This is a genomic window from Mucilaginibacter aurantiaciroseus (genome assembly GCF_024055595.1).
Taxonomy (GTDB): Bacteria; Bacteroidota; Bacteroidia; order Sphingobacteriales; family Sphingobacteriaceae; genus Mucilaginibacter; species Mucilaginibacter aurantiaciroseus.
Genome location: NZ_JAMXOF010000003.1, coordinates 466,943 through 492,243 on the forward strand (window position 1 = coordinate 466,943; position 25,301 = coordinate 492,243).

General features: G+C 40.8%; 25 protein-coding genes. 16 read left to right on the forward strand and 9 right to left on the reverse strand.

The features are described from left to right. Positions 1 to 52: 52 nt before the first annotated feature. The 6 genes from NAF17_RS15360 (at position 53) to NAF17_RS15380 (ending at position 9,615) form a co-directional block, all read left to right on the forward strand. Positions 53 to 1,204 (forward strand): PIN domain-containing protein, encoded by a 1,152-nt coding sequence (locus NAF17_RS15360; RefSeq protein WP_252758890.1) that lies wholly within the window; start codon positions 53 to 55, stop codon positions 1,202 to 1,204. A 754-nt stretch (positions 1,205 to 1,958) separates the two neighbouring features. Continuing rightward, a complete protein-coding gene (locus NAF17_RS18370) occupies positions 1,959 to 2,153 on the forward strand; it encodes an Arm DNA-binding domain-containing protein (RefSeq protein WP_370341290.1) in 195 nt (64 codons plus the stop codon). Positions 2,154 to 2,563: 410 nt separating this feature from the next. Then, on the forward strand, positions 2,564 to 4,159 hold the full coding sequence (locus NAF17_RS15365; protein WP_252758891.1) for a vitamin K epoxide reductase family protein: 1,596 nt from the start codon (positions 2,564 to 2,566) through the stop codon (positions 4,157 to 4,159). A 422-nt stretch (positions 4,160 to 4,581) separates the two neighbouring features. Next, complete coding sequence (locus tag NAF17_RS15370) at positions 4,582 to 6,057, forward strand: TlpA family protein disulfide reductase (protein WP_252758892.1); 1,476 nt, start codon at positions 4,582 to 4,584, stop codon at positions 6,055 to 6,057. 39 nt (positions 6,058 to 6,096) lie between these two features. Continuing rightward, positions 6,097 to 8,274: a peptidase domain-containing ABC transporter gene (locus NAF17_RS15375; protein WP_252758893.1), complete on the forward strand. Its 2,178-nt coding sequence runs from the start codon at positions 6,097 to 6,099 to the stop codon at positions 8,272 to 8,274. A 48-nt stretch (positions 8,275 to 8,322) separates the two neighbouring features. Beyond that, positions 8,323 to 9,615 (forward strand): HlyD family secretion protein, encoded by a 1,293-nt coding sequence (locus tag NAF17_RS15380; protein ID WP_252758894.1) that lies wholly within the window; start codon positions 8,323 to 8,325, stop codon positions 9,613 to 9,615. Between the two features lie 137 nt (positions 9,616 to 9,752). Here the strand turns inward: NAF17_RS15380 and NAF17_RS15385 are convergent, their stop codons facing one another. From NAF17_RS15385 to NAF17_RS15395, 4 genes are all read right to left on the reverse strand, one after another. Continuing rightward, positions 9,753 to 10,586, reverse strand: a complete 834-nt coding sequence (locus NAF17_RS15385) for a TlpA family protein disulfide reductase (RefSeq protein ID WP_252758895.1) — start codon at positions 10,584 to 10,586, stop codon at positions 9,753 to 9,755. A 1,007-nt stretch (positions 10,587 to 11,593) separates the two neighbouring features. Next, positions 11,594 to 11,785: a helix-turn-helix domain-containing protein gene (locus tag NAF17_RS18380; RefSeq protein ID WP_370341296.1), complete on the reverse strand. Its 192-nt coding sequence runs from the start codon at positions 11,783 to 11,785 to the stop codon at positions 11,594 to 11,596. Between the two features lie 203 nt (positions 11,786 to 11,988). Next, positions 11,989 to 12,681 (reverse strand): TonB-dependent receptor, encoded by a 693-nt coding sequence (locus tag NAF17_RS15390; protein ID WP_252758896.1) that lies wholly within the window; start codon positions 12,679 to 12,681, stop codon positions 11,989 to 11,991. A gap of 160 nt (positions 12,682 to 12,841) precedes the next feature. Then, on the reverse strand, positions 12,842 to 14,701 hold the full coding sequence (locus tag NAF17_RS15395) for a carboxypeptidase-like regulatory domain-containing protein (protein WP_252758897.1): 1,860 nt from the start codon (positions 14,699 to 14,701) through the stop codon (positions 12,842 to 12,844). 208 nt (positions 14,702 to 14,909) lie between these two features. Between NAF17_RS15395 and rlmF the strand changes: the two genes are divergently transcribed. After that, complete coding sequence (rlmF, locus tag NAF17_RS15400) at positions 14,910 to 15,821, forward strand: 23S rRNA (adenine(1618)-N(6))-methyltransferase RlmF (protein WP_252758898.1); 912 nt, start codon at positions 14,910 to 14,912, stop codon at positions 15,819 to 15,821. Positions 15,822 to 15,936: 115 nt separating this feature from the next. On the opposite strand, the gene NAF17_RS15405 is transcribed toward rlmF, so the two are convergent. Continuing rightward, positions 15,937 to 16,449 carry a DinB family protein gene (locus tag NAF17_RS15405; RefSeq protein WP_252758899.1) on the reverse strand — a complete coding sequence of 171 codons (513 nt, stop codon included), beginning with the start codon at positions 16,447 to 16,449 and terminating at the stop codon, positions 15,937 to 15,939. 136 nt (positions 16,450 to 16,585) lie between these two features. Here NAF17_RS15405 and NAF17_RS15410 point away from each other — a divergent pair, with 136 nt between their 5' ends. Next, positions 16,586 to 16,741 carry a hypothetical protein gene (locus NAF17_RS15410; RefSeq protein WP_252758900.1) on the forward strand — a complete coding sequence of 52 codons (156 nt, stop codon included), beginning with the start codon at positions 16,586 to 16,588 and terminating at the stop codon, positions 16,739 to 16,741. A gap of 11 nt (positions 16,742 to 16,752) precedes the next feature. On the opposite strand, the gene NAF17_RS15415 is transcribed toward NAF17_RS15410, so the two are convergent. After that, positions 16,753 to 16,959, reverse strand: coding sequence for a helix-turn-helix domain-containing protein (locus NAF17_RS15415; protein WP_252758901.1), 207 nt, complete (start codon positions 16,957 to 16,959; stop codon positions 16,753 to 16,755). Positions 16,960 to 17,191: 232 nt separating this feature from the next. Beyond that, entirely contained in the window at positions 17,192 to 17,407 is a 216-nt protein-coding gene (locus NAF17_RS15420; protein WP_252758902.1) for a type 1 glutamine amidotransferase family protein, read from the reverse strand. A 436-nt stretch (positions 17,408 to 17,843) separates the two neighbouring features. On the opposite strand from NAF17_RS15420, the gene NAF17_RS15425 reads away from it, so the two are divergent. The 6 genes from NAF17_RS15425 (at position 17,844) to NAF17_RS15450 (ending at position 20,776) form a co-directional block, all read left to right on the forward strand. After that, positions 17,844 to 18,221, forward strand: coding sequence for a VOC family protein (locus NAF17_RS15425; RefSeq protein ID WP_370341348.1), 378 nt, complete (start codon positions 17,844 to 17,846; stop codon positions 18,219 to 18,221). A gap of 43 nt (positions 18,222 to 18,264) precedes the next feature. Continuing rightward, positions 18,265 to 18,645, forward strand: a complete 381-nt coding sequence (locus tag NAF17_RS15430) for a DoxX family protein (protein ID WP_252758904.1) — start codon at positions 18,265 to 18,267, stop codon at positions 18,643 to 18,645. Between the two features lie 2 nt (positions 18,646 to 18,647). Continuing rightward, a complete protein-coding gene (locus tag NAF17_RS15435) occupies positions 18,648 to 19,193 on the forward strand; it encodes an SRPBCC family protein (protein WP_252758905.1) in 546 nt (181 codons plus the stop codon). Between the two features lie 27 nt (positions 19,194 to 19,220). Further along, a complete protein-coding gene (locus NAF17_RS15440) occupies positions 19,221 to 19,598 on the forward strand; it encodes a DoxX family protein (protein ID WP_252758906.1) in 378 nt (125 codons plus the stop codon). A gap of 85 nt (positions 19,599 to 19,683) precedes the next feature. Then, a complete protein-coding gene (locus NAF17_RS15445; protein WP_252758907.1) occupies positions 19,684 to 20,118 on the forward strand; it encodes a hypothetical protein in 435 nt (144 codons plus the stop codon). An 82-nt stretch (positions 20,119 to 20,200) separates the two neighbouring features. Next, positions 20,201 to 20,776 (forward strand): pentapeptide repeat-containing protein, encoded by a 576-nt coding sequence (locus NAF17_RS15450; protein ID WP_252758908.1) that lies wholly within the window; start codon positions 20,201 to 20,203, stop codon positions 20,774 to 20,776. Positions 20,777 to 20,989: 213 nt separating this feature from the next. On the opposite strand, the gene NAF17_RS15455 is transcribed toward NAF17_RS15450, so the two are convergent. After that, complete coding sequence (locus NAF17_RS15455; RefSeq protein WP_252758909.1) at positions 20,990 to 21,874, reverse strand: TIM barrel protein; 885 nt, start codon at positions 21,872 to 21,874, stop codon at positions 20,990 to 20,992. Between the two features lie 82 nt (positions 21,875 to 21,956). After that, positions 21,957 to 23,204, reverse strand: coding sequence for a DEAD/DEAH box helicase (locus tag NAF17_RS15460; protein ID WP_252758910.1), 1,248 nt, complete (start codon positions 23,202 to 23,204; stop codon positions 21,957 to 21,959). 166 nt (positions 23,205 to 23,370) lie between these two features. On the opposite strand from NAF17_RS15460, the gene NAF17_RS15465 reads away from it, so the two are divergent. Both NAF17_RS15465 and NAF17_RS15470 read left to right on the forward strand, forming a co-directional pair. Beyond that, a complete protein-coding gene (locus tag NAF17_RS15465; RefSeq protein ID WP_252758911.1) occupies positions 23,371 to 24,363 on the forward strand; it encodes a hypothetical protein in 993 nt (330 codons plus the stop codon). 243 nt (positions 24,364 to 24,606) lie between these two features. Beyond that, positions 24,607 to 25,266, forward strand: coding sequence for a 3-keto-disaccharide hydrolase (locus tag NAF17_RS15470; RefSeq protein ID WP_252758912.1), 660 nt, complete (start codon positions 24,607 to 24,609; stop codon positions 25,264 to 25,266). Positions 25,267 to 25,301 lie beyond the last annotated feature (35 nt).

Sequence of the window (25,301 nt, forward strand, 5' to 3'; positions counted from 1 at the left end):
AGCCAAGACCAAAAAGATCACCATTCCGCAAAAGGAAAATGGCGAACTGGATTTGGAAGCGTTTTTCGCACCGCTGAGATCCGGCGTAGACGACGACCGGTATATTGAAGCCATCTACCGCGAGCGAAAGCTACCTATTGGCGTGGCGGCAAGTTTTAAAAGGATCTCGCCGATCCGCTCTTGGGCACATTACATGGCAGACCCGGCACTCGGCGTATTCACGACAGGCCCGAATGAGGAACTGCTTATCGCCGAAAGGCTGATCCGTGCAGGAAAGCCGCTGGTGCTGGACATTCTGGCGATCACCACGCTGTCCAGTCTTGACGTGCTGGATGACCTGAACAAGCTTCCCAATCAAAAGATCGTTACCCGTTCTACGCTGGAAGAACTTTACGACCTGCTCAAAGAGCAGCAGCGCAGCAGCCAGAGCGGCACTTTTACAGTAGGCTATGCAGACGGACAGTATCTTAAACAGGTGCTCAGCCCGGAAAATATCCAGGCGCAAGTCAGCCACTTGCAGGGACTGGCGGATTGGGTGAACACTCATTGCCAGGTCGTGCCGGTGACTGCGGCGCTGAAACTGAACGCCCATAAAAAGCAGGACCTCGACGGCAAGATGGGAAAGAGTTTTGTTGACAGCATCCTGACCGCCCAGGATCAAAATGCAGTGCTTTATGCCGAGGAAATGCCGTTGCGCGGCTTTGCCTTTGTGAATTACCAAGTCAACGGCTGCGCGACGTTCATCCTGCTCCGGGTGCTCCGCGACCTGAAGCTGATCGATACAGGAAGGTTCCGGGACAAAACCCTGCACTTGATGGGGATGAACTATAAGTTCATCCCCGTCGACGCTGATATCCTTTACCTGGCCGCCACAAAATCGAAATATACCACAGGATTCCCATTTAACGTCGCCGTCAACGGGTTGATCGCGCCACTGATGCTCCAAGGTTTTGAGACCGCAGAAGCGGTTAAATTCTTCTACAAACTCTATAGGGAAAAGCTAACCGTGATCCTCGACTCTGGTAACATCAATCATATCCAAACCCTGCTACATGCTACCCTCAACACCTTATGCAAACTTTTCCCACCAAGGCTGTTGGAAGAAGACCTGATGCGAAAGATTGACCGAGTGTTTATATACCTGCCGGTTCAGCAGCACGAACTCCGCAATATAATCAGGCAATATTTCAGCAAAGCAATATAAACGCTCATGCCCCGCTTCACACTGTGTAGCCCACGGTCAACCAGGTGTTTTGCACTTCGTACTTAGTTGCTAATACGGTTGCGTATCAATTTGTCGAACGATATAGCACAATTAAGATATTGGGTTCTCCAACTTATAAAAAATTAACTTATAGCATTTTATTCAATAAAGGATAACTGAACATTATCATTCGTTGGAATAAGCGAGTCCTGTTTTAGTCGTAAATAGGGTTTAAGCTATTACCTTTTTTACGACGTTTGAGGAAATTACTCTCAACATATATTGCAGCAATCGACATTAATCACTATTTTACTTAGGTCATTAGGAATCAATCTGTATCAAATCAAACGTGGAAAATTCGGGAATTACCACAGCTTGAAGATTATAAATTATTGAAAATAAGGAGTGTACTAAACTTGGTTCGAATCCCGTCCATTCCGCTGAAAACAATGTCAAAATTGATTAAAAGCCTGTAAATCATTGATTTACAGGCTTTTTTGTTTGCTCGAAAACACCAAATTACGCATGTTTTACCATATAAAAGGTGAGCAATTCGGTGAGCATATTTGAGGAAACAGGATGCTCAACAGAAACGCCATAAGTAACCGATTGGCAAGATGTTCAATGGCTGAATATCTTGATTCCAAGTGATGGACTAATCAATTTTGTTTCACTATTTAATTCATTTGTAATAAGAAATAACATCAATTTGCTTTTTTATTTAAAGAAGCGCTCTACCTACTAAAATTGCACAGTGGCTATCTATCTTCGGGTTACTGTTGACGGCCAAAGACCGGAAGCCTTAACAGGCAAAACTTGCGACCCTTCCCGCTGGAATACACAAGCGGGTCGTGCTATCGGCACCAAAGAGGACGTTCGCAGCCTAAACTCTAACCTCGACACCTTACAAGACCATCCGTCAACTTATTTCAGAACGATTCAAAATTAGTTGTTTTATGCATCTTTTTTCGTTGTTTTGATGAATTTTAGCGCGTGTTTTCACCAATTGCTAATTTATAACCTCTTTCTTATCTAAGTAGAAAAAATGCTATAGATAAGGCGAAAGGTCTATCTGTGTGCATATTTTGGTCGATGGAAAGAGGAGTGAAGCAACTATCGGTCGGGGAGTCGAACAAAGAAAAGAGGATATTTAAGATATTGAGAATCTTTACTTGAATTATCTTACAATACAACAGACCGACAGGCATTAATTCATGCGATTTAAATTTTATTTTAACGAATTAAAATTCTTTAAATATGCTAATCAACAGGCTCAAATCGCGTAAAAATACCTGTTTCGAAAACAATTCTTGCATTTTTTCTTTTTAGTAAATAGATTTATTGCAATAAGTTAAACCTATGCCATTCTTTTCTAAACCTAACAATGCCGATTCAGTACTGATCGACTTGATCAAACTTATAAACCCTGATATTACCGCAGAACAAGTAACCGATGAGCTAAATATTCATCCCGATTATCCCAATCTGTTAGCGCTTAATGACGTGCTAAATAATTTCGGTATCGAATCGGCTGCTTATCGTATCGATAGCGAGGAGTTACCAGAGGTTCCCCTGCCATTTATTGCCCATACCAAAATAGCAGGCTCAGAATTTTTGCTGGTGACTGGCTTAAACCAGTTTGAAGTTACCGTTACAGATCAAACCCATAAAAATTATACATTATCGCTTCATAGCTTTACCGCCATTTTTAACAATGTTGTGCTGGCGGTAGAAGGCAACGGGCAACCGTTTGCAAAAGCAAGCGCCGGGTTTAAATTATCTGATAACGACACACGCCTTACTCTGGGTTTAGGTTTATTGATATTTATAGCTGTTGCAGGCATTATTAGCATAGCACCGGTTTTTACAATCTGGCACATCATTTTGGCCTTGCTGTTTAAAACTGCCGGGGTAGCTGTTTCTGTGTTATTACTTATACAAAGTATAGATCGAAACAACCCGCTGGTGCAAACCCTTTGCGGAGGTGGCGGCAGAACCAATTGTAATGCCATACTCACATCAAAAGCGGCCAATGTTTTTGAAGGGCTAAGCTGGAGTGAAGTTGGCTTCTTTTATTTTACGGGTACCTGGCTGGCACTTTTATTTGGCGGTGGCAACGTTGCTCTGTTACAAGTGTTAGCCATACTAAATATAATTAGTTTGCCTTATACTATCTACTCTATTTATTACCAGGCGCGCGTTGCCAAACAATGGTGTATATTTTGCTGCATGGTACAGGCACTGCTTTGGCTGGAGTTTATTCCTTTTGTAGGTTTTTTTAAAAGGCCTTTCCAAGCCTTAAGCGTTACGGCATTAGCGGGTTTATTAATATGCCTCGCTTTGCCTGTAGCCATTTGGTTACTGTTTAAACCTTTATTTTTAAAAGTACAGGAAGCCAAATCGCTTAAATATCAGTTGCACAAGTTTAAGTATAATAGTGATCTATTTAATTCTTTATTGAAAGAACAAGCTAAATATGCCATGCCTGCAGATGACTGGAGCATTGTTTTGGGTAATGTAGAGGCCGAAAATATAATTACCATGGTAAGTAACCCATATTGCCAGCCATGTGCCGTTACGCATAAGATTTTAGATGAGTGGCTAAACCGCAACAAGGACATACAATTGAGATTGGTATTTACCGCGAATAATAAAGAAGAGGACATTAAAACTCCGGTTACCCGCCATTTGATGGCATTGAACGAATTGCCGGATAAAAGCAAGGTGAAAAATGCCCTGCGCGATTGGTACGAGCAAAAACAAAAAGATTATAAAGCCTGGGCTAATGTGCACCCTGTTACCCTTAACGAAACAAAATATTACAAGCTGGAAAAACAAGAAGAATGGTGCAAAATGGCCGAAATAAAAGCCACGCCCACCATATTGGTAAACGGTTACCGATTACCGGAGGTTTACCGGATACAAGATATTAAATACCTGTTGGTAGAGCAATAAAGAAACTTCTCGAGAAAGTAAAGGAGCATGCACTTTATATACATGCCGCCAAATTGCCGGGGCGTGGTTACGGCAAAAATAACAAATTTTAAATTTTATTTTAAAACTTAACAAACTCAGCAGAGTTGAGATGAAAAGTGTTTTTGGTGGTTTGAGTCAAGTAGGGTCTACTTGCACTTGGACTTGGTCTGGCGGTTCAGGCTGTGCCTCAGGAACAACTGTTCAAAGCTGTTCAGGTACGGCTGCTTCCTGCCAGCAAGGTGCAGATAACAATTGCAACAACAATGATTGTTGTAGCGATGTAGATTGTCGTTAAAATAGATGAGTCCGGCATAAAGCTGCTTATGCTTTAAATTTCTGTAAAAGGACTATTAGCCGTTGCCGGGCTCTTCACAACTTATATAATTAACAACATTATGCATATGAAAAAATTTAGCTTCATTTTTTTTTCATTAGTAAATTTCTGGGTTTTAGTATTTGCTCAAAAGACAACAATCATTTTTAGGTATCACGCTGATTCTCTTCAGAAAGATTCTTTTTATCTATCAATAAAAAAGCCCTTTGATTTGAGGTCTTTTGGTGAAGATTACCATTATCAGGAAAAAATAATTTCCGTAAAACATCAAAACGGTTTTATTGAAACAACCTGTCAGTATGTTATTCCAAATCTATCGTGTGGTTATTTGAGCTCGGGTTTTGGCTATAAAACGTTTATAATACCCGGCGACAGTATGTTTGTAAACATTAACAGCTCTCCAAAACCTGCGATAAAACTAAACGGTAAATATTCCCGGCCATGGTTTGAAGACCTAACTATAAAAGGCAAAAACAATTTCGTTTACGCTCTCTTCGATTCGCTGGCTATAAAGTATGGCGCATTAGGCTGGAGCAGCAGCTTAACTTATAAAATAACAGCAAACCTTGGTGACTTTTGTGCATTAGCGGGCGAAAATTACTCAGTTCGATTAAAATATTTAGATAACTACGTTAAAGAGCATAATATCCCTAATATTTATAAACACCTTGCGCAATCAGAAATATATGCGAGTTATATAAATGATCTTCTTAAGCCACTTGCTAAGGGAGTAAGTTTGAAGGCATATCCAGAAAAGCACAAGATGGCATTACTAACGGCCAATTTTAATGACCCCGAATTATATTTTAAGACAAGTGACTACAGCTCAACTGCATACTCATACACATCTGCAATTTCTCGCGAAAAATCAAAAGGAAAATCCTTTAGTAATGACGATTTTATCGAGATTTATAACCTTATCAAAAAAACATATACAGATACGATAAAAAATCATTTATTAACACAGCATCTATCTTGCTTTTTAGGCAACCCTCAATTAATATATCCATCTTTTGATTCTTTGCTAAATGATTATAAATCTTTTTGTCATAATAGATTATTCAAGAATTTTATAGATTCCTCGTATGCTGTTAAAAAGAATGAGATTTTTAGGAAGTATAATATCGATGACGCAATGTTGTCCCCCTTATTAATTTATAGTAACCGGTCAATTGCGATTAAAGATTTACTTAAAGCGAGACCTGTTCTTATAATTTGTTGGGCAAGTTGGTGCCTTCCATGTATCAAAGAGGTTCCCTCTGAAAAAAAGCTTCAGAATCAATATAAAAATAAAATTGATTTTGTTTACTTATCCTTTGATAAAGACAAATCTGCATGGGAAGACAAAGCGAGGAGTTTAAATATTACTGGAAATAACTATTTACTTTTGAATTATTTTAAATCAGATTTAGCGCATTTTTATCAAATAACCTCACTGCCGTTTTACTTGCTTTACGATAAAAAAGGGCAACTTGTAGAAACGAATGGATTGAGGCCGTCAGATCCAAAATTTAAGGAGATACTTGACAAACTAAATAACTAATAATTATATCTGTTTTTAAAACAATCTATCAATACTGCCATGCCATTCCCATACTATAAACAACCCGATCAAATGGACTGCGGCCCCACCTGCCTGCGCATGGTGGCAAAACATTTTGGCCGTAATTTTAAAGTACAAACCCTAAGGCAACTTTGCGAGATCAACCGAGAAGGGGTTTCACTTTTGGGCATAAGCGATGCTGCCGAGAAAATTGGGTTCAGGTCGTTGGGGGCCAAGCTAAACATAGCCGATTTAAAGGAAGCCGAACTGCCCTGTATTTTACACTGGCGCCAAAACCACTTTGTGGTGCTTTACAAAATAAGCAAAGGCAAATACCACATTGCCGACCCTGGCCAGGGCTTAATAAAGCTAAGCGAACAGGAATTTGCCGCCAACTGGCTGTCAGATACAGAAAATAGCGAGGGCATTGCTTTACTGCTTAGCCTTACACCATATTTTTACGAGCAGGAAGATGAAAAAGGAAGCGAAATAAGCTGGGGCTTTTTACTGCGTTACCTGGTTACATACCGCCAATTGGTTATACAATTACTGTTTGGTTTAGGTATTGGCACCTTGCTTCAATTGGTTGCACCATTCCTAACCCAGTCGGTAGTAGATATTGGCATCAATACCCGCAACCTTAATTTTATTTACATCATTATTATTGCCCAGGCGGCCCTAATCGTTGGCCGGGTAAGTGTGGAGTTTATCCGGTCGTGGATACTGCTGCACATCAGTACCCGGGTAAACATATCTATCCTAACCGATTTTTTGATCAAGTTGATGAAACTCCCCATGAGTTTTTTCGATACCAAAATGACTGGCGATATTATGCAACGCATGAGCGACCAACGCCGTATTGAGAGCTTTTTAACGGGCTCTACACTAAGCACGTTATTCTCCATGTTTAATTTGGTGGTATTTTCTGTTGTGCTTGCTTACTATAACATTGTTATATTCTTTACTTATGTGGTAAGTAGTGTATTGTATCTCACCTGGATATTCGCTTTCCTAAAAAGGCGCCGCGAGCTTAACTATAAAAGTTTTGAAATCTCGTCAAAAAACCAAAGCAGTATTGTACAGATGGTTACCGGCATGCAGGAGATAAAACTGAATAATTGCGAACAGCAAAAGCGCTGGGAATGGGAGCACCTGCAAGCTCGCTTATTTAAATTTAACGTAAAAAACCTTGCACTTAGCCAGTACCAGCAGGGCGGCTCTACTTTAATAAATGAATCTACCAACCTGCTTATAACCTTTTTAAGCGCCAAAGCCGTAATAGACGGGCAATTAACCCTTGGAGGGATGATAGCTGTGCAGTATATAATAGGGCAGTTAAATGGGCCTATACAGCAATTCCTGGGCTTTGTACAAGGCTTTCAGGATGCTAAAATAAGTTTAGAAAGATTGAACGAGATCCATGAAATGGATGATGAAGAACCATTGGAGAAAGAGTATAATCATTCGTTGCCGCAAAACCGAGGTTTAAGTTTAACCAATTTAACCTTTAGGTATCCGGGTGCCGGTAATGAGGCGGTGTTGGATAACATTAACCTGGAAATTCCGCAAGGCAAAACTACCGCCATAGTGGGTATGAGCGGGAGCGGTAAAACAACTATACTAAAATTATTGCTCCGGTTTTATGTGCCCGAAAAGGGGGATATCAAAATAGGCGGTCAGTCGCTTGCAAGCATCGGATTTAAAACCTGGCGCGCGCACTGTGGCGTTGTGATGCAGGATGGTTTTATATTTTCTGATTCGATAGAACGTAACATAGCCGTTGGGGACGATTATCTTGATAAAGAAAAACTGCGCCATGCCATCCACGTGGCTAATATTCAAGATCTGATAGAAGGCTTGCCGCTTGGCCTCAAAACCAAAATTGGTGCCGAGGGTAATGGTATTAGCCAGGGCCAGCGCCAAAGGCTGTTAATTGCCCGTGCTGTGTACAAAAACCCCGAATATATTTTGTTTGATGAGGCAACTAACTCGCTCGACGCCAATAACGAACGGGTGATTATGGATAATATGGCCGAGTTTTTTGCAGGCCGTACAGTAGTGATAGTTGCGCATCGTTTAAGTACTGTTAGCAATGCCGATAACATTATTTTGCTTGATAAAGGCTGCATTACTGAGCAAGGCACGCATCAGGAATTAACCGCCTTAAAAGGCGATTATTATAAACTGGTGAAAAATCAGTTAGAATTAGGCGCGTAGACGCAATTAAAAAACATTAATTAATATTGATCACTATTTATATTTAACATGCCTTCAAATCTCAATACGAATCACCAGGCCAGGCATAGCGATGATATGCAGGACATTATAACAGTTGTACCTGCGTGGATCTTACGTTGGGGTATTACGCTGTTTTTTTGCATCCTGGTGCTCTTATTAAGTTTATCGGCTTTTATTAAATACCCTGATATTGTAAAAACGCAGTTAAAAATTTCGTCACCTAATATAGCAAAGCCTATTATACCTAAAGTAACGGGTAAAATTGATAAGTTGCTTGTAACCAATAACCAAACAATTACTACAGGCCAACCCCTGGCTTATATAGAAAGCACTGCAAACCATGATGAAGTGTTAACACTTTTAGCAAGTTTGTTAAAACTACAGCAGGCATCGCCGGGCGGGCAAATTGACGACGCCTTTTTCAATAAAACGGCAAATAATAACCTTGGCGAATTGCAGGTGGCCTACCAAGCTTTCATCCAATCCTACCTGGCCTATAAAGCATCTGTTGAAAATGGTTTCCTGGTAAAAAAGCGCACCTACTTATTGCATGACATTGAGGGCCTTAATAAACAAACCGGGCAACTACAGGCCGAAAAATTATTACAGCAACGGGATGCCGACCTGGCAAAAGAGGAGTACGAAATGCACCAAAAGCTGGAAAAGCAAAAAGTAGAGACGCCTGCAGAATTGCGCCAGCAAGAGAGTAAATATCTATCTCGCAAAGCACCACTGATACAAACAGATGCTTCTATAATTTCTGCTAATAGTAATTTGCTTGCAAAGCAGAAAGAAATACTTGAGCTTGATAACCAGGTTGCCGAAGAAAGGTCAAAGTTTTCGCAGGCTTTAAATAGCCTGATAAGCCAGGCCGACGACTGGAAGAATAAATATGTGTTGTACGCTTCGCAAGCAGGAAGAGTGACCTTTGCAGGTAACATTCAGGAAAATCAGGTAGTTAGCCCCGCACACGAGGTTTTTTATGTAAGTAATGGCAATGAAAAGTTTTTTGGCGAAATGAAAATTCCGCAAGATAATTTTGGCAAAGTTAAACAAGGGCAAAGGGTGCTGGTTAAGCTTAGAAGTTACCGTTTTGAAGAATTTGGTATGTTGAATGGCAAAATAGCATATATAGCCGACGTCCCTTTTAATGATAGCATCTTTTTATCAAAAGTGGTGTTCACATCTAAAGCATCCGACATGAAAAAGCCCATGGTACTTAAGCAGGGAATGATTGCCGATGCTGAAATTGTTACCGAAGACGCCACTATTTTACAACGATTGACCCGTAGCGTCATCAAAGCGATGAAGAGTAATTAGGGTAAGTATAATAGCCTATTACATCCTTCTAACATAAATTAATCTTTTTTATAACAATCTTTAAGTCATTTATATATCTAAATAAATAAAGACGTAAAAGGGGTTTAATTTAGCACTTTGATCTTATAATTTAATAATCACTTCAAGGTATGATCAAGCGTTTTTGTTAGTTCAGATTCATCATTATTGAGGTTATTGGATGTATACAATATTTTACCTTGTTGGTCAATTAAAAAATAAGTAGGGTATGCGGTAACCCCATATAATTTAGAAATATCTGTTTCTTTATCGAAGTATTGAAACCAGTTTATTTGCAACTCCTTTATAGTGCGTTTTAATTTAGCGTAATCCTTATCGACACTAATACCAATAATTACCAGTTTATTTTCCGAATATTTTTTTGTTAAAGATTTTACAAAAGGAATCTCTTTCATACATGGCACACACCAAGTAGCCCAAAAGTCCAAGAGTATTACCTTTCCTTTCAAATCATTCAATTTAAGCTCTTTTCCACCAATAGTTTTTATTAAAAAGTTTGGGGCATCATTACCTTTTTTCAAAGGATTGAGTTCTCTCTTAAAGGATTTTATCATTTCTTTTCCTTCAAAGCTGTTAGTGAATTTTTTAGGAAATGTGGACTGAAGATAACTCAATTGTTCTCGCAATATTGCGGTATCTTGACTAGCAGTCCCGAGTGAAGTTGCAATTTCGTGTTGAAAATACCAGAATGAAAAATAGTCAGCCGCATGATCTTTTAAAAAGTTTAGGGTGCGACGATTGACTGACCGTAACATTTGCAAATAAACTTTTTGCAAAGAATCACTTGCTTTTAGCTCCGATTTATTCCGCTGTGTAAAATTATACACCTCCAAATTTTCTTTTCTATTGTAATTAACTAATTTCCGATAAGTTTGATTTTTGGAGGCGTCGTAAACTGCGCTGGCATTTACAAGACGCTTATTTAATAGCAATTAATCAAGATTGGGTTTATAGTACAAATCAATTTCTGACGGTTTGTTTCCAATCAAATATTTACTAAGGTAGAAGGTATTATCTGTGTTAACATAGATGATATCTAATGTTGCAAACGTGCTGAAATACTCTCCTCTAAAAACGACGTTTGTCTTTTTGCTGATTGTGTCACTCAATAAAATAATTCTCTTTCCATTATCATATTGATACCTAACCTTTTTTCCAATAAGGCTGCTATCTAGCTTTATGGAAACTTGAAAATGTTGTTGGGCCGATGTGCGATCTGATAGGATTACAATTGCGAGAAAGGTTAAAATGAATTTTATCATTAGAATTATTTAAAGTGAAAATAACTCCCGTTCATAGATGATAAACGGGAGTTATGTTTAATTAGGGCGCTTTAGCTATGGAACAAGTGTTAGAAGAAGTAGTGCCGTACAAATCACAGCTACAAAGACTACCTGAACAGCCGCCAGACACGGAGTGAGTACCTGTTGGGGTGCTAACGGGTTGTGAACAAGCACCAGTACATTTTGGGCCTCCCGGCTCTACAAGTCCCCCGAATACGATTTTCATTTGATTACGGGTAAAAACCTTTAAAAGTTCATTAGCCATAAATATATTGACCACCCCATGCCTTACATACTTATAATCTACTCTTGCCTCCTGACAAGGTTTCATAGCTTGGGAGGGTTGCCTTTCTTCTATTAATTGTTTGGGCGACTCGTCCATACATACAACCGGAAATCCCTCATCATAAGGCTTTTTGTATACATCTAATAACCGTTTCATGTTGGCTGCAAATTCACCGTTTTTTTCAGGTGATATAACCCTGCCGTTTACTTTCCAAGGCTTAAGTTCGTTTTTTTAAGTACGCTTCTTACCGTCACATGCGAAATGCTTTCTACGTATTCCAACTCAACCATTTTATCAGCAAGTAACCTTAATGACCATTTAGCAAACCCTTTAGGAGGCTCACTACAACATAAAGTTACCAGTTTCGTTTCTACATCGCTATCTGATTTTGTTTCATACACACACGGTTGCTGGGACGACGATCTAAAACACCTGCAACCCCATCTTTAACAAACTTTTTCTTCACCCGGTCTATCGTACCCATTCCTACTTTCAGAACTTTGCTGATCTGTTCATTGGTTGTTTTCTCCGCATATTCCCCTTCATCACAATTCAGAAGCATATAGGCTGTCCGGAATGTTTGAGAACTATGAGAGACTTTGTTGATTATTGAGTATAACTCTTCAACCTCCTCTTTTTGTAAGGTTTATCGTATAGCGTATCATCTGTAATTTGTTTTACAACTATACATTCTTATACGTCATATTATATTTAGCTTAACACTAGTTAAATAAAAAACACTATTGTTAGCGTTGTTATTAGCCCTCAGTTTACAATTATTTCAAATGTTTTTCGTGCCAGTTTACCATTTGTATTTAGGCCTTCAGTAATAATGTTGTAGGTGCCTGCTTTATCTGCAGTGTAAAAAGACACCTCGGCATTACCCCTTTCATTGGTTATTACGTTTGGCTGCCAGTAAATGGTCGATCTGAGATCTGCTTTATTCTTGTTGTCATCTGCATCATAAACAGGAGCATAAAATTCACGTTGGGTACTGTAGCCCGATAAGGTAATTCTGTCGAGGTAAGATTTTGGTTCTGCCAACCTATGTGAAGGGCCTTTTTTTGTAGTAACTAAAATAACCCCCCAGTAACCCTGGCTCCCATAAAGTGCCGTATTTGAACCGGATGTTAAAATTTCTACGCCCTCGACATCTGATGGCGGGAGTGTGTCAAGCAGATCCAAATTAATTTGTGATCCGTCTAATAAGATCACCATAGGCTCGACTTCAGCATTGCTTAAACTTATCGTTCGGCCTATACGATAAATGCCACCTTGTTTAACTATTATACCGGGCAAACCATAAAACGCTTGCAAAATAGTGGTATAGGGCGTAAACCTATCTGCTTTTAAAACAAAATCAGCCTGGCCGGAGCCTAATTTTGAAGAACCTTTTACTGTATTATTAGCCTCGTTACGTGAAATACGTGAGTCTTTAACATTTACTTGCTGCAACATAATTGTTTTGCCGGGGATGTTATAAAACTGATCAAATCTTTTTTGGGTGTTTTGCAAATAAGCAATAAAATCAGCTGTATTTAGTCCCTCCCGTAATAGTTTAAAATTAGCAGATGGTTTAGTCTGTTTATCCAGTTGTATTTTAACATTGTTTTTGTTGTTAGCATTTTTTGGCCCTTACTACAAATGTTACATCATTGTTAAAGTCGAGATCATCAAATACAAAATGTCCGTTTGCATCAGCAATGGTATCAATTACAACAGGCCCATTTTTCGTTTTTCCAAGTAAAACTACTTTACCGCCTGCTACTGGTTTATTACTTGTAGTAGATACCTTACCGGTAACGGTTAAGGTTTTTTGCGGTTGATACTTAAGTGTATTAAACTTATTCTCTTTAACATCTATCCAGCTAAAGCGCCGCCATCCCTGGGTTAGTAATAACAAATCAAGATATTTAGTTCGGTATTTATTAATCTCGTTAAAATAATAATTAGGCTGTTCTATATATCCCTTAAGGTCTGATGTTAGAAGCAAATCAGCTAATATTCCGTTTCCGTCATCGTTGGTTTCTTTAACCCCTTCTTCATCCGTTACAGCAACAGAAAAACTACCCTGTACTATGTCCTTTTCAGCAAGGGTATTTATTGTCAATTTAACTTTCTCATGTTTGTTATATGCGGGTTTGTCGCTGGTTATATTTAGTTTTAGTTGGTCGTTTCGGTTAATAAATATAAGCCGCTCCGCTAACGGGGTACCGGTTGAAGAAAATAATGTAAACTGCGTAATGCCGGTATTAAAGCGCGCCTCCGGTAGTTGGGTTACAATTACAGATTTGTCCATTTTTACTTTAGCGGCATATTTTACAACACCGTTTTGCTGCGCAATTATTCCCGCCTCCTGGCCATTAATTAAACCCGGGCTGGCTGTGATCCTGATAGTCACACTATCATTACCGATGTGGTTTACGGCAAGTAGATAACCCTGGCTATCTGGTATGGGCAGGGCGTACCTGCTTTCTACACCCGAAGAATTATTAACCACCGCGGTGTATTTATTGCCGGTAACAGGCTGAAATGCAAACGAACCCATACCCGCATGCTCGGTAGCAAAATCGATAATGCGATTGTTGTTTTGATCAACAATGTAGCCTTTTGCGTTTACGCCATTACCACCAGGTTGGGTTACTTTAAAAGCTACCCTTGATCTAAGATCATTTACCAGCCTGCCGCCTTCCGGGAAAAACTGAAAGTCAATTTTTTCGGAATCGTCCGTTACGGCAAAATCACGTTTAACGTTGAGGATTTTGCTAACTGCTATTTCTGTTTGTAGATATAAGTCGCTCTTGGTGTACTCTTTTTTCACCGGGATAGAAATGGTTGTAATATCCGCGTCATTAGTTATCGCTTTGCCTGTGTAAATAACATTGTTTTTGTATAAAAGCTTGTACCTGATGGGTTTGTTTGTAACCGGGCTTTTATCTGCCAGGTTATAATATTTAAGTTGTGTATTAAGTTTAGTAGGCTCTTTATAATTAAAATTAGCGGATGCAACTATGCTTGTGGCTGTACGTGCGTCGCCAATTAAAATAGTCTTACTAAAAATAAAATCCGGGTCAAAATTTTGCATCCAGCGCGTATATGCATTTATGTGATACGTACCCGTAGTTACAAGCGAATCTGTTAGTTTAAAATCGCCCTTACCTAACCCATTCTCAATAGGTACAACCACTGTTTGATGCACTGAGTCCCTATCATCAAGCAAGTCGACATACAGCACCTTACTTAAGGCAGATAATTCATGGGTTTCGGTATTAACTAAATATGCTTTAAACCAAATGTCATCGCCAATACTATAAAAGGGCTTGTCGAAGTGAATGTGTACCTTTTCTTGCGGATAATCTTCGCGCCATTTATTCAGGTTTGTAAGAAGGGCCGAAAGCCAGTCTCCGTCACAAAAAGCGCTTAAAGAAACAGCTAAAAAAGATGTAGCTGCGAATATTAATGCTTGTTTTATTTTCATAGAGGCAACGGTATGCCCTAAGATATAAAATCTTAACTACAGTTAAATTTTATTTAATGAAGCTAATAACAAAAGTATCCATCCTAAAGTAACTAAAAAGTTATTTACGGTAAGTCATCAATATAATTGCCCGATATAGCTTATATTATTGAGTGTTACCATGCGCCTTTGAGGATTGCCAATATACTTACTAACTTTGCAACCTATTATGGCAGATAAACAAAACGCAGCATCCGAAGAAAAAACCATCCTTCACCCCCGCAATGCACACCGCAGCCGGTACGATTTTCAGGCTTTGATAAAGGCTTTGCCTGCCCTGCGCAATTTTGTTTCGCAAAACGACCACGACGAATTAACAATAGATTTTACCGACCCGGAAGCGGTAAAAACGCTTAACCAGGCATTGCTTAAAAAACAATATGGTATTAATATATGGGATATTCCCGAAGGCTTCCTTTGCCCGCCCATCCCCGGCAGGGCCGATTACATTCATTACATAGCCGATGTACTTGCAGAAGTTAACAAAGGCGAAGTGCCAACCGGAAGTAGCATTAAAGTACTGGATATAGGCGTTGGTGCAAATTGTATTTACCCGCTAATTGGCCATAAAACATACGGCTGGAATTTTGTTGGCAGCGAGGCCGATTACATCGCCCTTGCATCGGCAAAAAAGATAGTGGAAGATAACGGATTGACCGGCGTTATCGACATCCGTAAACAAACCACCTATGCCAATATTTTTGACGGTGTGATAAAACCCGGAGAAAAGTTTGACATTACTATGTGCAATCCGCCTTTCCATTCATCATCAAAAGAGGTGAAAGAAAAATCGACCCGAAAGTGGAAAAACCTTGGGCAGGACAAAGGCGCCGAGCTAAACTTTGGCGGCCGCAATAACGAGCTTTGGTATGAGGGCGGCGAACCCCGTTTCCTGAACAAGATGATCACCGAGAGTAAGCAGTACGCCAAATCATGCAAATGGTTCTCGTCCCTTATCTCTAAAAAAACCACGTTGGATGGCTGCTATAAATCCCTTGACTATTACAAAGCTGCTGATGTAAAAACCATCAGCATGTCGCAAGGGCAAAAAACCAGCAGGATACTGGCCTGGCGTTTTTAACCATCTCTTAAATAAGTATATCATCGCGAGCAATAGCGTGGCAATCTCATAGGCATATCGGATATGCTGAGATTGCCACGTCTTTTCACTTACAGCAATGACATGGGGTTTTTAATTAAAATCTATCCCAAAATGCAGGTGGCTCAATACCCAGGGCGCGCAGGTAAACGTAGCCCTGGCCACGGTGATGGATCTCGTTATCTACCAGGTAAAGGATGGTGTTTATAATAGTGTTTGGGTATTGACCAAAGGCAGCCTCGGTTTGCTGGAAACGGTCGGCAGGGATCTGCGGCCACAATACTTCTATCTGTTCTGTCACTTCGTCCCAGGCTGCTAAAAATTCGGCTTTGGTAGTAATGTGGATGCTTTCGTTAAAATGATCCAACGCCGGGGTGGTTTCCCATTTGCCGGTTGCAACGCCGTTGATGCCAGCGCTTGCAAGGCCAAGCATCTCTCCGGCCAGTACATTATAGGTGCGCATGCCGCCAATGCTAAATTCGTATAAGTCTTTCTCCGGGAAGGTAGCTAAAACCTTGCGGCTTAAGGTACGGTGGTCCTGCCAGTGTTTTAAAAGTTCGGCCGATGTAATTACCGGGGTGCTTTTTGTTGTTGCTGTTGTGCTTGTCATGATATTTAGTTTTAATTTGTTTAACAAAGAAACAACGGGGAAATGACAGCAGTATGTCAGCAGGATTAACAAAAATCAAGTAAATTATATTTTGTTAAATACTGTCTTTAGGCACGTTCCTTGTTGCCATAACTATATGCAAATCAATTATTTCACATTAGGTGTAGTGTTATTGGTGCTATTAGCACTGGTGATATGGCTCGTGCTGCGTAACCGCAAGGACGAGCAGGACTTTGAAAAGGATGATATCGACCCTTCGCTTGTAGAGCCAAAAGAACCGGATAAAGAATAATAATTATTTTCTTACTCCCTCTCCCTCGGAGAGGCATACGCCGCCTTATCCTTACTATATTTATTCCTATCCTCCACAGGTGACACGCCGGTTATCTTTTTAAATATCACCCTGAAGGCTTTGATGTCGGTATAGCCCACGTTGTACATTACCTCGTTCAGGTTCTCGCGGATGGTTTCCAGGCTCATTTTGGCGGCTTCGATACGTACACGTTTCATTTACTCTACAACGGTATTTGATGTGACCTTTTTTAAAGCGTCGTTCCAAATGGCGGCGGCTTAGGGCCAGTATAGATGCCAGGCTATCTACCGTTATCTTTTCCCGGTAATTATGCTCTATAAAATGCTGCGCATTTTTAATCACATCGTCCTCATGGTCTTTTTGCCCGTAGAAGATAATAAACAGCGGCTGGCTGTTGCGTTCGATATCAATCTCGAAGATCTTAGACAATTAATAGCCATATCCCTGCCCGCAAATTTCTCTATTAGGTAAAGCAGCAGGTTTAATGATGAGGTCGGTTTTAGACACTTCATCAAAGGCAAGTTCGGGTTTAATAGTGAACAACCATTTTGTTAGCTCCGCTTCTTTACTTAAACCTATCAGCTGTATCTTAAACAGCGGCGCCCTCCTCATCCGGTCGAGCGTTTGGTTTACCATCGAGAACATCTTACAGGTAGACTGATGTTGCTAAACCTGGTTTCGCCTTGCGGTATAAGTATTGATATGTGTTACATAATTTCAAAGTTAGGTGGTATTACTGTCGCAATCAACCCCTTACATTGTCGTTATTACACCCTTGTAAATATACAAAAGCCCCGCACCTTTGTATTGTATCAACTAATTAACTTTATAATGATCGAGATCTTTTAGACAAATGTGCGGCAAAAACGGATCTCGAAGATGCTTTAAAAATCCCTTTTGGAGCAGTTCCCCGCCAGCAAAATAAATTTCGATCTGGACGATTGCGATAAGATACTTAGGGTGGAGGAAAGAGATTTTGCCCGCATCGCATCATAGCACTGCTTAAATTAAAGGGTCATTATTGCGAGGTGCTTACATACCTTAAATTATAAACCTATTAAAAATTAAAACCCTTTCAAAGATTAGCGCTTACATCAATTTTAAAAACAACCAGTATGCCCAAGCCATGACCTTTTATCAAAGCGTATTAGGCGGCGAATTAAATCTGATGCCGGTAAAAGATTCGCCCATGAAAGATAATTTCCCTGCAAAGGCACAGGGCGGAGTTTTACACGCCGACCTTCCCGGCAGCAATTTTAACCTGCTGGGTGCCGATATGCCGAACCCAAATATAGAGGCGGTTGTAGGGCTGGTATCGTTAACCATTACCTGCGCTACCAAAGCAGAGGTTAACGAAAAGTTTGCAAAACTGGCCGGGGGTGGCAAAGATGTACACGAGGTTATGACCTTTTTTGCCGGTACCATGGGTAACGTAATTGACAAGTATAGCGTTGGCTGAGGCGTATTTACCGATGAATAATAAGCAATAGAATTTAACTATCATGAAAGCAAAAACTATAAGAATAATCTATTGGATGTTAACGGCGTTATTTGTGTTGGCGATGCTGCCCGACGGCGCGGCAGGGATGTTGCGCGAAAAAACAGGGCAGGAAGTTATGCGCCATCTGGGTTATCCAATTTACATCATGGTAATAACGGGCGCCTTTAAAATCGCAGGGGCAATAGCCATCGCCCAAAACAAATACAAAGTAGTTAAAGAATGGGCTTTTGCAGGCTTCTTTATCAATTTTATTGGTGCATTTGCTTCACGGGCCTTTGTTGGCGATGGCATCGGTCTGCTAGTGCCGCCTTTGATAATGATGGGGGTAATGTTTAACTTGCACTACTTCTGGAAACGTTACCAAGCCATTAACAACCTATAATCATGAACGATACGGTAATGACCATCATTGGGATCTTCGCGGTGATAATTGCAGTAGTGCTGTTACTCGCAGCAATTGCACCTAAAGGCTACAATATCCAACGCAGTATTATCATCAATAAACCACGACAACTTGTGTTCGATTACGTAAAATACCTGCGAAATATGGACAACTACAGCAAATGGGTAATGATGGACCCTAACAAGCGAATGACTTACATCGGTACTGATGGCACCGAAGGGTATAGCGCCGCCTGGGATAGCGACATAAAACAGGCAGGTAAAGGCAACCAAACAAAGGAGGCAATTGTGGATGGTGAACGTATAGACATCCGCGTGGTGTTTATAAAACCATTTTCCGGAGTGGCCGGTACTTATATTGCTACGCAGGAAGTTACTGCCGATACTACAACCGTAAAATGGGCTTTCACCAGCAAAATACCTTTCCCCGTGAATGCGATGCTGTTGTTCATCAACATGGAGAAGATGTTGGGCAACGATATGGAAGAGAGCCTTAACAACCTGAAACGGGTTTTAGAAAAATACTAGAAACTTTTAAACCTAAACCTAAATAGTATGAAAATTGCGCTGATCATTATCCGTACACTAATGGGGCTTTTCCTTTTGTTTGCCTCGGTAAGCTATTTCTTTAACCTCATGAAAGTACCTGCAGTAATGCCAGAGCCGGTACTAATCTATAACAAAGGTATTGCTGTGGCGCATATTTTAACAATTGTAAAAAGTATCGAGCTGATATGTGGATTGCTATTGGTTATGGGCCGTTTTGCAACGCTTGCAACAGTAGTTATATTCCCTATCACCATAAATATTATTTTGTTCCATGCTTATGCAGATCCTGCGAATATAGGCGGTGGCATACTACTATTAGCTTTAAACTTATTTATGGCCTATTACTATCGTAAAAACTACGTATCCCTATTCTCGGTTAAGTAATCTGAAATGGTAACCACAAATACTTTCACAGAGGGCACAGGGATTTATTCTTTGTGCCTTTTATGTTTAAGTGATAAATTAGCACATGCAAAAACTGGCTTTTATTCTGTTATTTTTCTCGTTTATCGCCTCTGATCATACAAAGCAAAAACTTGTTGGTGATAAGATCCCCGCCATGTTTAAAGGCAATTTTGTAGATGACTACGGCATCCGTTACACCGTTAACGACTCCCTGTTTATGCAGTTGCCACGCACAAAATACCATATCATTAAATGGAATGTTAAAGACCAGTACATTGTTGCCCGTAACGACGACCAAAACCCTGGCGAGGGCGGCCTGTACACCCGCATAGATTACATGCAGTTTAGCAATATGGACCCGTGGATGTGGGGCTTTTGCCTCAGTGTTTACAACGCTAAAACTGACCGTATTGCCGAAGTAACAGCCAAGGCCGACAGGCAAAACCCCATGAAAGGCTGCAACGGGTTCCCTTTTTCGAGGATGAAGAGAAAGGAATAGTAGTTACCCTGTGTAATCTAATTGTGGAAATTTTAAGGTTATTTCCGGCAGCTCAAATTGATCAAAATCCTAACTTTATCCCATGTTCGATCAGCCTGACTACGACGATAAAACTTTTGAAAAAGTAATACTAACTGATGGCATCACCCGCCATAAGGAATTTCAAAGCTGCACGTTTCGCAATTGCGACTTTAGTAACAGCACTTTTACACGCTGTAAATTTTTGGATTGTGTTTTCGAAGAATGCAACCTGTCTATGGTCAATCTGGAAACATCAACCATGAATGATGTTGTGTTTAAAGGCTGCAAGCTGTTGGCCGTAAACTTCAGCAAATGCGAAGATTTTTTGTTCGGCGTTGGCTTTGATGGCTGTATCCTGGATTATGCTTCCTTCGCCGGCAAAAAGATGGTGAAGACAAAGTTTAGCAGGTCTTCACTTAAAGAAGTTAGCTTCAGCCAAGCTAATCTTACAGGTTCCGTATTTGAGGAATGTAACCTGCTCGAAACCGTTTTTAACCGCACCGATCTTACCTCCGTAAACTTTACCACTGCTTACAACTACATCCTCGATCCGGAACTGAACACGCTTAAAAAGGCGGTGTTTGCTACTGTAGGGTTGGAGGGGTTGTTGACTAAGTATGGGATAAAGGTGGTGTAGAAAACGGCACTTTTCACCACCTCGTTATTTCGATAAGGGCTAAAGACGTGACCAATCCTCGATAGACTTGTCTTCGGTTCTGTAAGTAGGGGATTGCCACGTTACACCCGCAATGACGCGCGGCGGGAAACGCGCGGAAAATAAACAGGAAAAGCCCGACTGCTTACGCAACCGGGCTTTTCCTGTTTATTGCTTCTTATCGTCCTGCGGCCCTTACACGTGCAAGTTATTCGCTTTTATGTAATTGTAGCTTTGGGTAATGCTCACAAACGGATCGCCGGGGCAAATATCCTGTTCGTTAAAGAAGTATTTTAAACCAGCCTGTTTAGCATGCGGGAAAATAGTTTTGAACGGGATAACACCGTTACCTACTTCGGTAAACATTTGTTTTGGCGTTTTATCCATATCCTTTACGTGCCATAGCGGGAAACGGCCCGGGTGTTTCTTAAACATCGCGATGGGATCTTGCTTGGCTTTGTACATCCAGTAGATGTCCATTTCCATTTTCACCAGGTCGGCATCGGTGCTGTTCAATAATATATCGTACGGGTATTTACCATCTTGCGATGCAAATTCAAAATCGTGGTTATGGTAACAAAGCTGGATGCCTGCCTTTTTAGCTATCTCGCCTGCTTTATTCAACTTATCGGCAGTTTCTTTATAATGGTCAAGCGTACCGCGCTCGCTGTCTAACAAGTAGGCGCAAACCATGTATTTTAAACCAACTGCAGCAGCGTCATCAACGGCTTTTTGCCATTCGTTGCTGATGGTCCCTTTTGCATTTGGCATGCCTTCGCCCAGCATAAAGTGGCCGCTCGGCATGATCAGGCCGTTATCGCCCAATACCTTTTTAAATTCGGCAGGCTCCATTCCATAGAACTTTTGGGTGCCGGTATAAGTAGCACCTTCAACCGAGTTAAAGCCTACTTTAGCAACTTTAATTAAGGTAGCAACAGGGTCTTTAGCCATTGCATCACGTACGGTATAAAGCTGTAAGCCTACATATCTCTTTTTATGGGCTGCAAATAATTCGGGGGCCATTAACAGGCCGGCCGAAAGCACCGCCGTGCTTTTCAGGAACGAACGTCTTGATGTCATTATCTGGTTAGTTTAATTTGGTTTGTGTAAATGTAACGCATTGACTATATAAAACAAATAGACCACATAACTATTACAAGGTTTAATTTGAAGCCGGGCGTGGTGGTTTGTTATTGCCAAATCGTTTTGGGTTGCGTTTACCATCCCTGCGCTGGCCGGATGCAGGGCCGTGTGGGCGGTCCTCTCTTGGCGGCGCCTCAATGCTTTGCAGCACTTCGGGCAATTCTTTAAGGGCTATAGGTTTCTCTATCAGGTCCTCAATGCTCTTTAAACGTTTAAGGTCGCGGTTGTTCACAAAAGTTATGGCTGTACCTTTTGAAGCGGCACGTGCGGTACGGCCAATACGGTGTACATAATCCTCCGGGTCGCCGGGAACGTCGTAATTAACAACCAGGTCAATACCCTCTACATCAATACCGCGCGATAATGCATCGGTACCAATAATTACCGGTAGTTGCTTGTTTTTGAATTTTAGCAGGATCTCTTCGCGCTCGTTTTGTTGCAGATCCGAGTGGAAAGCGGCCACATTAATATGTGCTTGTTTTAATTCTTTATAAAGCGATTTTACAATTTCCTTACGGGATGCAAAAATGATAGAACTTAGGTAACCACCATCTTTCAAAAGCATTTTTAGCAATGGCGTTTTTTGGCCATCGTGTAGTTTGTAGATTTGTTGGTCAATCCCCGCTGCAGGTTGCGATATGGCAATGTTTATCTGCTGTGGGTCAGTCAAAATAGCTTTAGCCAGCGTGCGGATCCTGCCCGGCATGGTAGCCGAGAATAAAAGCGTTTGGCGTTTTTTAGGCAGATAACCAATAATACGCATAATATCGTCAGAGAAACCCATGTCTAGCATGCGGTCGGCCTCGTCTAATACCAAATGGGTAATATCATTAAACTTTAACACACCCGATGTAAGATGGGCTATAAGCCTGCCCGGGGTAGCTATAATGATGTTAACGTTGTTTTGGATGCCGCGGCGTTGCTGCTCGTACGCCATACCATCGCCACCACCAAAAACCGCCTGCGAGCTTACGCCCGTAAAATAGGCAAGGCCTTCTACCTGCTGGTCTATCTGCTGGGCAAGTTCGCGCGTTGGCGCAAGTATAAGGGCAGTAGTTTGATGCTTATGTGTGTTACATATATAATTTAGAACCGGCAGCAAATATGATGCTGTTTTGCCGGTACCTGTTTGTGCACAGGCAATAAGGTCGTCGCCATTTAATATAACCGGTATGGCCATTGCCTGGATAGGAGTAGGAGTAGTGTACCCCATGCTCAAAACGCCTTCTAAAAGTTGTTCGTTGAAATTAAAATCCTGAAAAGTCACTTATGTTATTAAAGATGAGCATGCAAGGTAAGCAATTTTGTGGTTTTATACATGTTTACTTTATAATGATGTACAATCATGTAATATGAAACCGAATAAATAGAACTCTAAATTGCTATTAAAGAAAACTATTTTCAAACTAAATCATTTATAAGGTTTCGTTCGTATGTTTAAACACTGCACTAAAATACTGCTTCTTTTTGTTTTCCTGTTTGTTGTAACGCCGGGTAAAATTTATGCCTCTGTTATTGATACAACAGTAGCTAAACCTATCGATACCGGCAAGGTTGCAACGCGCATCATTAACCGGGCCTTCAATAACATTTACGTTCAAAACCTAAAGCCATCCTTCTTTGGGCAAGAGCTTTTCCAACCGTTCAAAACCTTGCTGGTGGGCGATATCAACGGGTATTTTGTATTGTTAAATACCCCAAAATCGCGTTTTTTTTTCGATGTATCGGCAAGGGTGAAATTGCGCCTGTTAAAATCCTACGGCGAACCGGTAAAATCACCAAGTTATATGCCAAGTGGTAACCTGTATTACCGGCTAAACCGCGACCTATACCAACCGCAGTTCCTGCAATTATCATTTATCCACCATTCAAACGGCATCCGCGGGCCAACTATGAGGCCCGATGGCAGTTTTAATCGCGATAGCGGAAAATTTAGTACCGATTTCCTTTCAGCTAATTACACCATTGGTAAACGAATCGATAAGGCCAATACCATTGATAATTATTACAGCACATTAGGTGTCGAGATCCACCGCGGATTGTTTGGTCAGTCGGGTACGGCTAAAGGCTTGCCGCGGCATTACGGTTTTGTGCGGGTGAACGGCGGTTATATCTACAACATCGCGAAAAAATATCAGGACGATATCGACCCTAAAAAATTCGATTTCAAAAACTGGCAACGCATTCAGTTCGATTTTACCTATATCGCCGATAAATATAATGGCTATGGTGCGCTCGATCTTAAGAAGCGTTTTAACGCCAGCATTAAATACTATTATCAGTTTCCATTTATGCAAAATGTATCATTTATTGTTGGCGGCGGTTACCGCGGGCAGGATGATTACAACATCTACTTTGAGGACAGTTATGCCTACGTGCAGTTCGGGATAGCATCGGGGTTGAATTTTCTTTTCCATAAGGATTAGGCCTTTTATTATTCCTCATCTTTTCACTTTACCCCTTTTGAAGATGTTGCAAGTTACAGTACGTGTATCTACCCCTTTCTGTAAAAACTACAGGCAGTGCTTTACCGTTGCCTTTAATAAGGGGTAAACTTGTAAAATTTTCGATGGATGTTTACGTTCCTACAGCATCAATAAAAATAAATCCTACATTTAACTTTCTAAATTAAACATGCATGCGCCCCTACGCTGCTAAACCAACATCTGATGAAAAAACTAATCTTGAGCGCACTTGCTGTTGCAGCTTTACAGTACACCACCATGGCACAAACCCAATTATTTGATGGCAAAACAACCACTGGCTGGCATGCTTATTTACAAAAAGACGCGGGCCCATGGAGCGTTGTTGACGGCGCTTTGCAGTTTGACCCTAAAGCACCAAATTCAGCTGATCTGGTAACCGATGGCGAGTACGAGAATTATGAGCTTTCTGTTGATTGGAAAATTGCCGAAGGCGGTAATAGCGGTATTATATTCGGCGTGCATGAAGACCCTGCCTTGGGTGCTACTTACCTATCCGGTATAGAAATGCAGGTTTTAGATAACGTGAATGCCGAAGACAATAAAAAACCAAGCCACCTTGCAGGCTCATTATATGATTTAAAAGCAGCCCCCGCTGATGCAGCAAAACCTGCAGGCCAGTGGAACACCGCCAAGATCCGCAAGGATAAAGGCCGCCTAACTTTTTGGCTTAACGGTAAACAAACTGTTGACGTACAAATAGGCGGCCCCGAATGGATAGAAATGCTGAACAACAGCAAATTTAAAACCTGGAAAGATTTTGCGGCTTATCCAAAAGGCCGCATCGCTTTACAATCGCACGGTGCGGTGGTGGCATATAAAAACATCACCCTGAAACAACTGTAAATCATCAACATAAATATTTTATAGTTCGACATATA

Excerpts from the sequence above, each read along its gene's own strand:
- NAF17_RS15365 (WP_252758891.1), top strand. The coding sequence starts at position 2,564 with ATGCCATTCTTTTCTAAACCTAACAATGCCGATTCAGTACTGATCGAC.
- NAF17_RS15370 (WP_252758892.1), top strand. The coding sequence starts at position 4,582 with ATGAAAAAATTTAGCTTCATTTTTTTTTCATTAGTAAATTTCTGGGTT.
- NAF17_RS15375 (WP_252758893.1), top strand. The coding sequence starts at position 6,097 with ATGCCATTCCCATACTATAAACAACCCGATCAAATGGACTGCGGCCCC.
- NAF17_RS15380 (WP_252758894.1), top strand. The coding sequence starts at position 8,323 with ATGCCTTCAAATCTCAATACGAATCACCAGGCCAGGCATAGCGATGAT.
- NAF17_RS18380 (WP_370341296.1), bottom strand. The coding sequence starts at position 11,785 with ATGCTTCTGAATTGTGATGAAGGGGAATATGCGGAGAAAACAACCAAT.
- NAF17_RS15390 (WP_252758896.1), bottom strand. The coding sequence starts at position 12,681 with ATGTTGCAGCAAGTAAATGTTAAAGACTCACGTATTTCACGTAACGAG.
- NAF17_RS15395 (WP_252758897.1), bottom strand. The coding sequence starts at position 14,701 with ATGAAAATAAAACAAGCATTAATATTCGCAGCTACATCTTTTTTAGCT.
- rlmF (WP_252758898.1), top strand. The coding sequence starts at position 14,910 with ATGGCAGATAAACAAAACGCAGCATCCGAAGAAAAAACCATCCTTCAC.
- NAF17_RS15405 (WP_252758899.1), bottom strand. The coding sequence starts at position 16,449 with ATGACAAGCACAACAGCAACAACAAAAAGCACCCCGGTAATTACATCG.
- NAF17_RS15410 (WP_252758900.1), top strand. The coding sequence starts at position 16,586 with ATGCAAATCAATTATTTCACATTAGGTGTAGTGTTATTGGTGCTATTA.
- NAF17_RS15415 (WP_252758901.1), bottom strand. The coding sequence starts at position 16,959 with ATGAAACGTGTACGTATCGAAGCCGCCAAAATGAGCCTGGAAACCATC.
- NAF17_RS15420 (WP_252758902.1), bottom strand. The coding sequence starts at position 17,407 with ATGTTCTCGATGGTAAACCAAACGCTCGACCGGATGAGGAGGGCGCCG.
- NAF17_RS15430 (WP_252758904.1), top strand. The coding sequence starts at position 18,265 with ATGAAAGCAAAAACTATAAGAATAATCTATTGGATGTTAACGGCGTTA.
- NAF17_RS15435 (WP_252758905.1), top strand. The coding sequence starts at position 18,648 with ATGAACGATACGGTAATGACCATCATTGGGATCTTCGCGGTGATAATT.
- NAF17_RS15440 (WP_252758906.1), top strand. The coding sequence starts at position 19,221 with ATGAAAATTGCGCTGATCATTATCCGTACACTAATGGGGCTTTTCCTT.
- NAF17_RS15445 (WP_252758907.1), top strand. The coding sequence starts at position 19,684 with ATGCAAAAACTGGCTTTTATTCTGTTATTTTTCTCGTTTATCGCCTCT.
- NAF17_RS15450 (WP_252758908.1), top strand. The coding sequence starts at position 20,201 with ATGTTCGATCAGCCTGACTACGACGATAAAACTTTTGAAAAAGTAATA.
- NAF17_RS15455 (WP_252758909.1), bottom strand. The coding sequence starts at position 21,874 with ATGACATCAAGACGTTCGTTCCTGAAAAGCACGGCGGTGCTTTCGGCC.
- NAF17_RS15465 (WP_252758911.1), top strand. The coding sequence starts at position 23,371 with ATGTTTAAACACTGCACTAAAATACTGCTTCTTTTTGTTTTCCTGTTT.
- NAF17_RS15470 (WP_252758912.1), top strand. The coding sequence starts at position 24,607 with ATGAAAAAACTAATCTTGAGCGCACTTGCTGTTGCAGCTTTACAGTAC.